The sequence below is a fragment of the Clavibacter sp. GW821-FHT01D01 genome (assembly GCF_059422605.1).
The window spans coordinates 23,213-35,650 of record NZ_JBWKXC010000017.1 but is presented as its reverse complement, the minus strand read 5'-3'; the positions used below and the strand labels follow the sequence as shown (position 1 = coordinate 35,650).

Sequence of the window (12,438 nt, the reverse complement as noted above, 5' to 3'; positions counted from 1 at the left end):
CCCCCCCCCCCCCCCCCCCCCCCCCCCCCCCCCCCCCCCCCCCCCCCCCCCCCCCCCCCCCCCCCCCCCCCCCCGCCGCGGGAGCGCCTCGGCCGCGTCGCGGCCGTGCAGCAGGACTCCCTCGCGGCCCTCAACCCGCTCGCGACGGTCGGCGCCCAGCTCGTGGCGGCGGTCCGCGCCGCCCGCGCCCGCGGATCCGCCGCCGACGCCGGCCTCCTGACCCGCCGCGACGCGCGACGCGAGGTCGTGGCGCTCCTCGCGGAGGTGGGCATCGAGGATCCCGACGGCGTCCTCCCGGCCTTCGCCGCCGAGCTCTCGGGCGGCCAGCGCCAGCGGGTGTGCCTCGCGCTCGCGCTCCTCTGCCGGGCCGACCTGCTGCTCGCCGACGAGCCCACGACCGCGCTCGACGTCGTGACGCAGGCGCGCGTCGTCGACGTGATCCGGCGTCGCCTGGACGCCACCGGCCAGGCGCTCCTGTTCATCACCCACGACCTCGCGGTGGCCGCCGCGCTGTGCGACCGGGTCGTCGTGCTCGAGGCCGGCCGCGTGGTCGAGGCCGGGTCGATGCGCGAGCTCGTCCGTCGGCCGCGCCACGCCTACAGCCGGGCCCTCGTCCAGGCGGCCACGCGCCGCGCGCCCGCGGGGGGCGGCGCCGCGGACGGGGCCCACGCGGCCGCGTCGGCCCCGCTCGCCGCGGTGGCCGCCCCGTGACGGACGCCCGTCGCGACGCGCCCGCCCCGCCCCCGGTCGGCGCGCGCGTCCCGGCCGGCCCCGCGCCCGACGCGCTGACCGCGACCGGCATCACGCACCGGTACCCGCCACGTCGCGACCCGGCTGCGCGACGTGCCGCACGAGCGTCCCGGGCGTCCGCCGCCTCCGACGGCCGCGGTCCCGCGCCGGCGCTCGACGACGTGTCGTTGCGCGTCGCGCCCGGCGAGACGGTCGGCGTCGTGGGGCGCTCCGGATCCGGGAAGTCGACCCTCCTCCGCGTGCTCCTCGCCCTCGAGGCGCCCGCCGCGGGCGCCGTGTCCCTCGGCGACCGGCCCGTCGTGCCCGGCCGCGCGTCCGCCCTCCGCTGGTACCGGCGACGGGTGCAGGCGGTGCCGCAGGACCCGGGCGCGAGCCTCGAGCCGCGGATGACCGTGCGGCAGCTCGTCCGCGAGCCGCTCCGGCGGCTCGACGTGCCCGGCGACCACGCCCGCATCGTCGCCCGCGCGCTCGACGACGTGGGCCTCGCGGCCTCCCTCGCCGACCGGCGGCCCGGCGAGCTGTCCGGCGGGCAGGCGCAGCGCGTGGCCCTCGCCCGGGCCATCGCGGCATCCCCCGGGATCCTCCTCGCCGACGAGCCCGTGAGCGGCGTCGACCTGCCGCTGCGGGACCGCATCATCGAGCTCCTCGACGGGCTCGTGCGCGACCGCGGGCTCGGGCTGGTGCTGGTCTCACACGACCTCGACGCCGTCGCGCGGCTCTGCGGGCGGACCGTCGTGCTCGCCGGCGGGCGCGTGGTGGAGGAGGGGCCGACGGCGCGCCTCCTCGCGGACCCGGCGCATCCGGCCACCCGCGAGCTCGCCGACGCCGTCCCGCGGCTGCCGGGGGCCCTCACCGCATGACGGCATCCGATCCCGCCCGCCGTGCGGGCCCCGCCGCCCCGCCGCCGGACCGCGGCCCGCAACCCGCGGCCCTGCAGTCCGCCGTCCCGCAGTCCGCCGTCCCGCACGCCGGCGTGCTCCTCTCCAGCCAGCTGGTCTTCAACCTCGGCTTCTACGCGGTCGTCCCGTTCCTCGCCGTCGTGATGCGCGACGACCTCGGGCTCGGCGCCCTCGCCATCGGCCTCGTGCTCGGCGCCCGCACCTTCAGCCAGCAGGGCCTGTTCCTCCTCGGCGGCATGCTCGCCGACCGCTTCGGCCCCCGCACCCTCATCGCGGCCGGATGCGCCGTCCGGGTCGCCGGCTACCTGGGCCTCGCGCTGGCCGCGGACCTGCCGGGCTTCCTCGTCGGCGCGGTCCTCACGGGGATGGGCGGGGCCCTGTTCAGCCCGGCCCTGCAGAGCCTCGTCGCGGCGGCCGACCTCCGCGGACGCGCCGCCCGGCGCCGCGGCCGGCCGTCGCTGTTCGCGGCGCTCGTGCTGGTCGGCGAGGTCGGCGCGGCCGTGGGCCCGCTCGCCGGCGCGGTGCTGCTGGGCCTCGGGTTCTCCGCGACCGTCCTCATCGGCGCGGGGCTGTTCGCGGCCGTCGGGGCGGTGCTGTGGTGGCTCATCCCGGCCGACGCGAGGCGGCCGGTCGGCGCCATCCGCGCGGCCCGGGAGGAGGCGTCGGCACCGGTACCGGCACCCCGCGGATCCCGCGCTCCCGGCCCCGCCGCCGACCGCTGGGCCGCCGTCCGGGACCGCCGCCTCCTCGCCTTCTCCGGCCTGTTCGCCGTCGACCTCGTGGCCTACAACCAGCTCTACCTCGGGCTGCCGCTGGAGCTCGAGCGGTTGGGAGCGGGCATGGGCGCGATCGGATCCGCGTTCCTCGTCGTCTCGCTCCTCACGATCGCGCTGCAGTGGCCGGTCGCCCTCCTGGCACGCCGCCTCGGGCCGGGCCGGGCGCTCGCCACCGGGTTCGCCCTGACGGCCGCCGGCTTCGTCGCGCTGGCCCTCTCCTCCGTGGTGCCGCCGCCCGAGGGCGCCGAGCTCGCGCCCGCGGCCGTGCTCGTGGTCTGCCTGACGCTCGGCCACATGACCGTCGGTCCCGTCGCCATGGAGCTCGTGCCGGCGTTCGCCGCGGGTCGGCCCACCGCGTCCTCGTACGGGCTGCTCGCCAGCTGCGGCGGCGTCGCCGTGCTCGTGGCGGGCGGGGTGGTCGGGTCCCTGCTGGACGCGGCCCCCGTCCTCGCCTGGGGGATCCTCGCGGCGGCCGCCGGCGCCGCCGCCGCGGGCCTGCCCCGCCTGCTGCCCGTCGCCGCCTCCCCCGCCGCTCCCGCTCCCGCTCCTGCTGCTGCCACTCCCGCTGCGGCCTCCCCTGCCTCCGTCCCCGCATGCGCGGCTCCCGCCGCGACGGGCGCCGGCGCTCCCCCGACCACCCCCCGAGATGCCCCGCGCATCCCCGCCGATGCTCCGCGCATCCCCGCCGAAGGACACCATGCCCGCTAGCCGCCCCCGCTCCTCCCGCCCGGTCCGCTCCACCCGCCCCCGCACCCGCGCCTCCCGCCCGGCCCGCCCGGCCCGCTCCGCCGCGCTCGCCGCCCTCGCCCTGGCGTCGACGCTCGCCCTGAGCGGCTGCTTCGCCGCGAGCCCCGGCTCCACGGCCGCGTCGGCGGACGGCGACGGCCGCATCCGCCTCGCGATGCTGCAGCCGCCCCGCTCCGGACTCACGCCCCTCAGCGACGACGCCTTCAAGCTGGCCCGCTGGAGCACGGCCGAGACCCTCGTGACCCTCGACGACCTGGGCGACGCCCAGCCGCTCCTCGCCACCGGCTGGACGCGGACCGACGACCTGACCTGGTCCTTCGACGTGCGTCCCGACGTGCCCTTCCACGACGGCACGACCCTCACCGCCGCGCAGGCCGCCGCCTCCCTGACGACCGCCGCGACGGCGAGCCCGAAGCCGCGGATCCTCGACGGCGTCGACCTCACGGCGACCGCGGACGGCGACCGCGTCGTAGTCCGCACGGCCACCCCCGACCCGCTCGTGCCCCAGCGCCTCTCGAGCCCCCAGCTCGCGATCCTCGCGGCCTCGGCCTACGCCGCCGACGGCACGGTCTCGCCCGTCGGCACCGGCACGGGGCCGTTCCGCCTGACCGCGGTGGACGGCACCTCGTCCGCCACCCTCGACCGGTTCGACGGGTACTGGGGCGGGCGCGCCGCCGCCGCCGGCATCGACGTGCGCTTCGTCCCCGACGGCACGGCCCGCGCGGCCGCGCTCCGCACCGGGACGGCCGACGTGGTCGAGGCGATCCCCGTCGGGCAGGCCGCGCAGGTCGACCCGGAGCTCCTCCACGAGGTCGCGATGCCGCGCACGAACACGCTGTACCTCAACACCCGCACGGGCCCGTTCGCCGACCCCGCCGTCCGCGCCGCCGCGCAGGCCGCCGTCGACCGCGCCGCCCTCGTCCAGGGCGTCTACGAGGGGCGCGCCGACGCCGCCGAGGGGCTCCTCGGCCCGGCGCTCCCGTGGGCCGTCGACCTCCGCGACGACGCCTCCTACCGCGACGCCGTGGCCGCCCGGGCGACGCCCGCGCGGGTCGACGGCGTCCCCATCACGCTCGGCACCTTCACCGACCGGGCCGAGCTCCCCGAGGTCGCCGTGCAGCTCGAGCAGCAGCTGGAGGCGGCCGGGTTCCAGGTGACGCAGGACGTGCGCGAGTACCAGTACATCGAGGCGGACGCGCTGGCCGGCCGGTTCGACGCGTTCATCCTGTCGCGCGCCACGGTGCTCGACTCGGGCGACCCCGCCGCCTACCTCTTCAGCGACTTCGCCTGCGCGGGGTCGTTCAACATCTCCCAGGAGTGCGGCCCGGCCGTCGACGAGGCCCTCGCCACGGCGTCCGCCCTCCCGGCCGGGCCCGAGCGCCGCGCCGCGATCATGCGCGTGGAGGCGCTCGTGCTGGCCGACGACGCCGCGGTGCCGCTGCTGCACGAGCGCGTGATCCAGGGCGAGGCCGCCGGGGTGTCGGGTGCCGTGCGGGATCCCCGCGAGCGCGCGCTCATCACGGTCGACACGCGCGTCGACGGCTGATGCGCGGCGCGCGCGACGGGCTCGTCGTCGGGGCATCCCGGGTCGTCGCGATCGGCGGGGTCGTCGCGCTCGTCGGCGCCCTGCCGTGGCTGTCCGGACGCTCGCCCGAGTACACGATCCTCCGCGCGCGCTACGCCGACCTCGAGGCGACCCCGGAGGCCCTCGCCTCGGTGCGCGCCGAGCTCGGGCTCGACCGCGGGCCGCTGGCCGTCTCCCTCGACTGGCTGGCGGGCGTCGTCCGCGGCGACCTCGGCACCTCGTGGATCTCGGGCCGCCCGGTGCTGCCCGGCACCCTCGACGCGCTCGGCGTCTCGCTCACGCTCATGGCGTTCGCGGTGGCCGTCGCCCTCGCGGTCGCGGCGCTCCTCTGCGTGCCCGCGCTGGTCGACGCGGCGCGCGGGCGCCGCAGCCGCGGATCCGGCGCCCTCGCCGCCGCCCTCACGGCCCTGCCGGAGTTCCTCCTGGCGACCGGGCTCCTCGTGGTGGTCGCCGTCGGGCTGCGCTGGGCGCCGCCCTCCGGCTGGGACGGGCCCGCGAACGCCATGCTGCCCGCCCTCGCCCTCGGCATCCCCGGCGGCGGGCTGGTGGGCCGCCTGCTCGTCGACGCGATCCAGGCGGCGTCGGCGGAGCGCTGGGTCGCCACGTGGGCCATGGCCGGGCTGCCGCGCACGCGCACGGTCCTCGCGGTGCTGCGCCGCGCGCTCCCCTCCGTGCTCGGGCAGATCGGGCTGGTGCTCGTGGGCCTCACGGGCGGCGCGGTGGCGGTCGAGCAGGTGTTCGCGATCCCCGGGATCGGCCGCGCGACCCTCGGCGCGGCGAGCAGCCAGGACGTCCCCGCGCTCCAGGCGGGCGTGCTCGCGCTCCTCGTGGTCGCGGTCGCCGCGGGTGCGCTGGCGGGGCTCCTCCGCCGGGCGCTCCTCGGCCCGGCGCTCCGCCTCGGCTCCCTGCCCGTGCCCGACGCGCGCGTCCCCGCCCGCCGCCGCGACGCCGTGGTGCCCGCGGTCGCCGCCGGCCTCCTCGCGCTCATCGTGGTCGCCGGCCTCGCGCGGGACCCCTACTCCACCGCGTCCGGCCGCCTCGCCCCGCCCTCGTGGGCGCTCCCCTTCGGCGCCGACGCGAGCGGCCGCGACCTCCTCGGCCGCGTCGGCCACGGCGCCGTCACGACGCTCGGCACGGCCCTGGCCGTGGTGCTCGCCTGCTGCGCGGTCGGCCTCGTGCTCGGGCTGCTGCCGAACGCCGCCGTCGGGCCCGTCGAGGTCGCGAACGCCGCCCCGCCGATCCTCGCGGGCATCGTGGTCTCCGCCATCCAGGGGCCCTCGACGGCGGGTGCCGCCATCGCCGTGGCTGCCGTGAGCTGGGCGCCGCTCGCGGCCCACGCGGGCGCGCTCATGCAGGAGGCCCGGGCGCAGCCGCACGTGCGGATCCTGCCGGTGCTGGGCGTCGGGCGCGCGCGCGTCCTCCTCGGCCACCTCCTCCCGGCGGTGGTCGGCCCGGTCGTGCGCAACGCGATGCTGCGGCTGCCGGGCGTCGCCCTCACGCTCGCGGCGCTCGGCTTCCTCGGTCTCGGCAGCGCCCGGCCGACGCCCGAGTGGGGCCTGATCCTCAGCGAGGGCATCGCCTACGCGGAGCGCGCCCCGTGGGCGGTGGCCGCGCCGGCCCTCGCGCTGGTGCTTGCCGCGGTGCTCGCGGTGTCGCTGTCGGCGCACGACCTCACGGGCCTCGTGCGCCGACGCCGGACCGCCGCACGAGCGGTCGCGGAGGCTGCCGCGGGAGATGCCCGGCTCGAGCGCGCCTCGGCGGGGGCGTAGCCGGTCCCCGACCCGGTCCCCCTACGGCTGACGGCCGTCCGGCGGGCGCGGTCCCCGGGGGCCGTCGCCGTCGCGGCCGTCGCCGTCGCGGACCCCGTCCCCGGCCTCCGCTGCATCCCGCTCCGCCGGGTCGAGCACGTCCCAGCCGTGCTCCTCCGCGAACTCCGCCGCGGCGGCCTCCTCCTCCGCGGTCGGGGCCTCGGCACGTCGTGCGCGCTCCTCGAGCTCCCGGTGGTCCCACCGGCGCAGCTGCACGATGCACAGCACGACGACGGCCGTGCACGGGAGGGCGAGGTACCAGTACCCCGTGGCGAACGCGACCAGCGCTCCCGCCCCCATGAGCTTCGCGAGCCCGGGGAGGACCGCCCGTCCGGTCTCGTGCTCCATGGCGCTCCTCGTCGTGGGGCGCCCCGCGGCACCCGCGGGCGGGATCCGCGGACCACGCCTGACGGAAGCCTACGAGGCAAGCGGTGCGGCGCCGCACCCGCAACCCCCGCCCCCGGATTCCCAGCCGACTCCCCGCGGGGCGTAGGCTCTCCACGGCCATCACGAGTGGCCCCCTCGACTCCGCCGCACCCGGCGCCCGCGCCCGACCGGCGCGCCCGCCCCTCTGCGCGCCCCTTGCCGCTCACGCCGCATCAGCCGAAAGCCGTCTCCCGCACCATGTCCTCCACCCGCGCGGCCAGCGCCGCCGCCTCGTCCACCGCCACCCCGCCCGCCGGCAACTCGCGCTCGCGCGTCATCATCGCGAGCCTCATCGGCACGTCGATCGAGTTCTACGACTTCTACGTCTACGCGACCGCGGCGGTGCTCGTCTTCCCCGCGCTCTTCTTCGCGAACGACGACCCGACGGTCGCGCAGCTCGCGTCCTTCGCGGTGTTCGGCGTCGCGTTCATCGCCCGCCCGATCGGGTCCATCCTCTTCGGCCACTTCGGCGACCGCGTCGGCCGCAAGGGCACGCTCGTCGCGTCGCTGCTCACCATGGGCATCGCGACCGTGCTGATCGGCTGCCTGCCGACCGCCCTCACGCCCGGCTGGGAGGTCGCGGCCCCCGCGCTCCTCGTGGTCATGCGCTTCGGCCAGGGCCTCGGCCTGGGCGGCGAGTGGAGCGGCGCCGCCCTCCTCGCGACCGAGAACGCGCCCGTCGGCAAGCGCGCCATCTACGGCACGTTCCCGCAGCTCGGCGCGCCGATCGGCTTCATCGTCGCCAACGGCGTGTTCCTCGCGCTGAGCCTCGGCCTCTCGCCGGAGCAGTTCCAGTCGTGGGGCTGGCGCGTGCCGTTCCTCGCGAGCGCGGTGCTGGTGATCGTCGGCCTCTACGTGCGCCTGAAGCTCATCGAGACGCCGGCCTTCCAGAAGGTCGTCGACTCCGGCGAGGTCGCGAAGCTGCCCGTCGCGCGCGTGTTCGTGACGAGCTGGCGCCCGCTGATCCTCGGCACGTTCATCATGCTGGCGACCTACACGCTCTTCTACCTGATGACCACGTTCACGCTCACGTACGGCACGACCGCCCGCGACGCCGCCTCCGCCGAGGCCGCGGCGACCGCCGCCGGCAAGCCGTTCAACCCGGAGACGTTCGCCGCGGGCCTCGGCTACGCGCGGAACGACTTCCTGCTCATGCTCATCGTCGGCGTCGTCTTCTTCGGCATCTTCACGATGGTCTCCGGCCCGCTCGCGGAGAAGCACGGCCGACGCAAGATGCTCATCGCGACCACCGTCGGGATCCTCGTCTTCGGCCTGCTCTTCGTCCCGCTGTTCTCGGCCGGGTTCGTCGGCACCATGGCGCTGCTCATCATCGGCTTCACCCTGATGGGGCTCACCTTCGGCCCCATGGGCGCGGTGCTGCCGGAGCTCTTCCCGACCAACGTCCGCTACACGGGATCCGCGATCAGCTACAACGTCGCCAGCATCCTGGGCGCCGCGGTCGCGCCGTTCATCGCGGTGGCCCTCTGGCAGCTGCTGGACGGCAACGTGCTCCTCGTCGGCGTCTACCTGAGCGCGATGGCCGCGATCACGCTGGTCGCGCTCATCATCAGCCGCGAGACCCGCGACGCGGACTACGCGGGCAACGTCAGCTGACCCGTCCGCACGACCCGCCGGGCCGTCCGTCGCACTCCGCGACGGGCGGCCCTCCGCATCCCCGGCGCTCCCGGGGGTCGCCCGCTCCGCGCGGCGCCGCTATCGTCGCAGGCATGCAGCCGTCCGCATCCCCTCGCATCGTCGCGGTCGCGCGCGACGACGCCCACCGGTTCTCCAAGCCCGTCCGCCCGTCCATCACGCTCCTCGCCGGGCTCGGCGTGGAGGGCGACGCGCACCTCGGCACCACCGTCCAGCACCTGTCGCGGAAGCGCCGGGACCCCGACGCCCCGAACCTCCGCCAGGTGCACCTCGTCCACGCCGAGCTGCACGCGGAGCTCGCGGAGCAGGGCTTCGACATCGGCCCCGGCGACCTGGGCGAGAACGTCACCACGTCCGGCGTCCCGCTCCTCGACCTGCCGACCGGGACGCGCCTGCACCTGGGCGACGCCGCCGTGGTGGAGATCACGGGCCTCCGGAACCCCTGCAGCCAGATCGACGGGCTCGCGAAGGGCGCCATGAAGGCGGTCCTCGGTTGCGACGCCGACGGGAACGTGGTGCGGAAGTCCGGCGTCATGGGCGTCGTGATCACGGGCGGCGAGGTCCGCCCCGACGACGCCGTGCGCGTCGAGCTGCCCGCGGGCGCCCACGAGGCGCTGCAGCCCGTCTGAGCGGGAGGCCGCGAGGAGCGGTCCTCGTCCCGGGTGGAGGGCGGCGCCTCACCCTTGTCCGTGCGCTCACCCGACGCGCTGACCGCGACCGCATCCGCGACACCGCGAGCTGCCGCGGCCGCCGTCGGACTCGGTCACCCGCGCACGCTGCCGCCGGCTGACCCCGTGCACGGGGAGAGCCGGGACGGCTCCGGGCGATCCCGCCGATCGTGGACGCGAGCGCGCCTGCAGGAACACGGCACGCGGTCGCCCCCGGTCCGCGCCTCCGTGCTGCCGGGCAGCGACGGCGGCGTCAGCGCCCGAGGCCCGCGCGGTCGACGCGGCGGTGGAAGCGCATGCCCGCGAGGCCGCCGACGATGGCGCCCACCAGGCTGACCACGGCGACGAGGACCGCGGTCACGATGCTGGCGACCGTGAGGTCGCCCTCGTCCACGGGGATGCGCGGGAAGCCGTTGAGGTTCCCGAGGATGTTGTACTGCGAGCCGGCGATGGCGGTGACGATCGCCACGACGATCGCGATGACGATCGCCCACAGCCAGACGGCGAAGCCCTGCTTGGCGCCGTCGAACCGGGCCATCCGGCCGGCGACGTAGCCGCCGCAGCAGTAGGCGATGAGGATGACGACCAGCACGGCGATCGCGCCGGCCCAGCCGATGGTGTCGGCGTTCTGCTGTGCGGCGTCCGCGGCCTGTCGGGCATCGCCGCCGTTCGAGCCGAGACCGATGGCGGCTCCCGTCGCGGCGACGAGGGCGGTGAGGATCACGGCGGTGCCGGTGGCGGTGAGCCAGCCGAAGAACGCGGATCCGGCCTTGATGCCGCCGAAGCGCTCCTTCTCGCGCTCGACAACGTCGTGCCGGAGCGACGTGCGGTCGCCCGCGGGGACGGCGGCGTCGCGGTCATCGCGCGGCGAGTCTCCGCGCGGGGTGTCCGAGGTGCTCATGATGGTGCCTTCCGTGACGTCCGCGCCTCGTCCGGGGGCCCGGCGGGGTGTGCCTCGGACACTACTCGCGGGCTAACGCTTCGTGCGCTTGCTCTTTTGGGGGATGCCGACGCGGCCGGGCCACGCCACCGCCGCGCGCCGTGCCGGAGGGAGGGCTCAGCCGTCCGCCGGCTGCGCGCCCTGCCGCTGCACGACGACCGCGGCCGCGTCCGCAGCCCGGCCCATCGCGGCGGCCCGGTCGGCGCCGCCGGCGAGCGCTGCCGCCAGCGCGCCGCAGAACGCGTCGCCCGCCCCGGTGGTGTCGACGACCCGGTCGACCCGCGACGCGGGCACCTCGACGTCGCCCCACATCGCGCCCTCGGCGCCGAGGGTGACGAGCAGCGACGCGGGAGCGGGCGTGCCCGATGCACGGAGGAGCCCCGCCTCGTGCTCGTTGACGACGACCGGGTCCGCGAGCGCCAGCACGTCGTCGGGCAGCTGCGCGAAGGGCGCGAGGTTCAGGACGACGCGGGCACCCGCGGCGTGCGCGCGCCGCACGCCGTCCGCCACCGTGTCGAGGGGCAGCTCGAGCGAGGCCAGCACCACGTCCCCGGCGCCGAGGCCGTCGAGCGGATCCAGGTGGTCGCCCGTCACGCGCGCGTTGGCGCCGGGCGCGACGATGATCGTGTTCTCCCCGTCGTCGGCGACCGCGATGACGGCGAGCCCCGTCGTGGTCCCGGCGACGGTGACGAGGCCCGCGACGTCGATGCCGCGGCCCTGGAGCCTGGCCCGGTAGGCGGATCCGTCGGCGTCGTCGCCCACGGCGCCCACCATCGCGACGGACGCGCCCTCACCCGCCTCGGCCGCGGCGACGGCCTGGTTCGCGCCCTTGCCGCCCCACAGCCGTTCGGGATCGGAGCCCATGAGGGTCTCCCCCGGCTGCGGGTGCCGCGGGACGCGGACCACCTGGTCGACGTTGAGCGATCCGAGCACCACGACGCGGCCCATGGGCACCTGCCTCCCCCGGCACGACGCCGGCCGCGCCCGGGTGGCGCTCCCCGCCAGGGTACCGAGGACCCGAGGGCGGGCCGGGCCGGTGGCGGCCGGGCGGTCGACCGGTCGCGCGTCAGCCGAACGAGTCGACGTCGTCGAAGACCCGGCGCTCCGTCTCGCCCCAGGGGGTGACGGCGGTCCCCACGCCGAACAGCCCGTCGTACGTGGCGGAGATGACCCCGGTCTGCCGGCCCCGGGTCGCCGCCGCCGACAGGTGGATCACGGGGCCGCCCGACATCCCGCCCCCGGCGGAGCACCCCACCAGCGCCAGCCGTGCGTCGGCGGTCCCGTAGGCCGGCCCGACGCACGTCGCGAGGGGCGTGGTGTCCAGGGTCGACGGCGAGCCCGGGTACCCGAGGGTCAGGTAGTGGAGGCCCGCCTTGGCGAGGCCGAAGTCCGGGGTGACCGCCTTCACGGCGTCCGCGAGGAGCGGGCCGGACGGTCGCTTCCGCATGCGGACGAAGGCGGCGTCGTGGCCCGCGTCCTGCCGGGAGCGCCAGGCCTCGGGCACCTGGTACTCGTCCGCGCCCCACGTCCCGTAGGGGCGGTTCGCGCCGTCCCATGCGGGGGTGAAGGCGATCCGCGTGGCCGACTCGCCGTCGAGCAGCAGGCAGTGCCCGGCGGTGGCGACCATGAGGCCGGAGCCGGAGCGGATCGCCGAGGCCGTGCACGACTTCTCCCGGCCGGCGCGGATGAACGTGAGGATGCCGATGTAGGACTGGGCGCCCAGCCGACCCGGCGTGCTGTGCACCAGCTCCGCGTCCGCGCGGGGCGCGGTCCGCGACGGGGCGGCCCCGCCGTCGTCGGGCTCGGCGGCGCGGATGCGGTCGGGGGTCCAGTACGCCGCCGCCTCATCCGCCTCCTGGTGCGTGGGCACCGCGACCGGGGGCTCCGTGCCCGGGGCGGCGTGCGCCTCGGCCGCGACCGGGACGGCGGCCGCCCCTCCGCACCCGACGGCGAGCGCGACCGCGGCTCCCACCGCGGCGCGCAGGACGCGCCGGCGCCGCCCGCTTCCGGGCCCTCGCGCGCCTCCGTCCCCGAGATGCTGTCGGTCGGATCGGGCGCGTGCGTGCATGGGGCTCCTCGCGGTAGGGGGGGTGGCCCGCCGGGCGTGGTCGCCCGGCGGTGCGCCCGAGGATCCCCGATGGGCGCCGCAGCCGCCGCCCGCCTCCACAGCCACGGGCGGCCCGACG

The 12,438-nt window shown here is 77.6% G+C and carries 11 protein-coding genes; 7 read left to right on the top strand and 4 right to left on the bottom strand.

Annotation, left to right across the window (positions count from 1 at the left end):
- The 5 genes from AC07VC_RS15640 to AC07VC_RS15620 all read left to right on the top strand — a co-directional run.
- A partial coding sequence (locus AC07VC_RS15640) for an ATP-binding cassette domain-containing protein (protein ID WP_494724486.1) occupies positions 1-711 on the top strand: 711 nt, incomplete at its 5' end.
- A complete protein-coding gene (locus AC07VC_RS15635; protein ID WP_494675365.1) occupies positions 708-1,610 on the top strand; it encodes an ABC transporter ATP-binding protein in 903 nt (300 codons plus the stop codon). The genes AC07VC_RS15640 and AC07VC_RS15635, both read left to right, overlap by 4 nt.
- The gene (locus tag AC07VC_RS15630; protein ID WP_494675364.1) at positions 1,607-3,133 is read left to right on the top strand and encodes an MFS transporter; all 1,527 of its coding nucleotides are present in this window, start codon (positions 1,607-1,609) and stop codon (positions 3,131-3,133) included. The genes AC07VC_RS15635 and AC07VC_RS15630 overlap by 4 nt, the downstream gene beginning before the upstream one ends.
- On the top strand, positions 3,123-4,718 hold the full coding sequence (locus tag AC07VC_RS15625) for an ABC transporter substrate-binding protein (protein ID WP_494675363.1): 1,596 nt from the start codon (positions 3,123-3,125) through the stop codon (positions 4,716-4,718). The genes AC07VC_RS15630 and AC07VC_RS15625 overlap by 11 nt, the downstream gene beginning before the upstream one ends.
- Positions 4,718-6,526, top strand: coding sequence for an ABC transporter permease subunit (locus AC07VC_RS15620; protein WP_494675362.1), 1,809 nt, complete (start codon positions 4,718-4,720; stop codon positions 6,524-6,526). Before AC07VC_RS15625 ends, AC07VC_RS15620 begins: the two co-directional genes overlap by 1 nt.
- 21 nt (positions 6,527-6,547) lie before the next feature.
- Here AC07VC_RS15620 and AC07VC_RS15615 read toward each other — a convergent pair whose 3' ends face one another.
- Complete coding sequence (locus AC07VC_RS15615; RefSeq protein ID WP_494675361.1) at positions 6,548-6,913, bottom strand: hypothetical protein; 366 nt, start codon at positions 6,911-6,913, stop codon at positions 6,548-6,550.
- A gap of 276 nt (positions 6,914-7,189) precedes the next feature.
- Here AC07VC_RS15615 and AC07VC_RS15610 point away from each other — a divergent pair, with 276 nt between their 5' ends.
- A complete protein-coding gene (locus AC07VC_RS15610; protein WP_094115327.1) occupies positions 7,190-8,605 on the top strand; it encodes an MFS transporter in 1,416 nt (471 codons plus the stop codon).
- A 113-nt stretch (positions 8,606-8,718) separates the two neighbouring features.
- Positions 8,719-9,273: an MOSC domain-containing protein gene (locus AC07VC_RS15605; RefSeq protein WP_494675360.1), complete on the top strand. Its 555-nt coding sequence runs from the start codon at positions 8,719-8,721 to the stop codon at positions 9,271-9,273.
- Positions 9,274-9,565: 292 nt separating this feature from the next.
- Here the strand turns inward: AC07VC_RS15605 and AC07VC_RS15600 are convergent, their stop codons facing one another.
- From AC07VC_RS15600 to AC07VC_RS15590, 3 genes are all read right to left on the bottom strand, one after another.
- Positions 9,566-10,213: a hypothetical protein gene (locus tag AC07VC_RS15600; protein ID WP_317230620.1), complete on the bottom strand. Its 648-nt coding sequence runs from the start codon at positions 10,211-10,213 to the stop codon at positions 9,566-9,568.
- Between the two features lie 156 nt (positions 10,214-10,369).
- Positions 10,370-11,200: a PfkB family carbohydrate kinase gene (locus tag AC07VC_RS15595; protein ID WP_494675359.1), complete on the bottom strand. Its 831-nt coding sequence runs from the start codon at positions 11,198-11,200 to the stop codon at positions 10,370-10,372.
- A gap of 118 nt (positions 11,201-11,318) precedes the next feature.
- Positions 11,319-12,224, bottom strand: a complete 906-nt coding sequence (locus AC07VC_RS15590) for a trypsin-like serine peptidase (protein WP_494675358.1) — start codon at positions 12,222-12,224, stop codon at positions 11,319-11,321.
- Between the last annotated feature and the right edge of the window lie 214 nt (positions 12,225-12,438).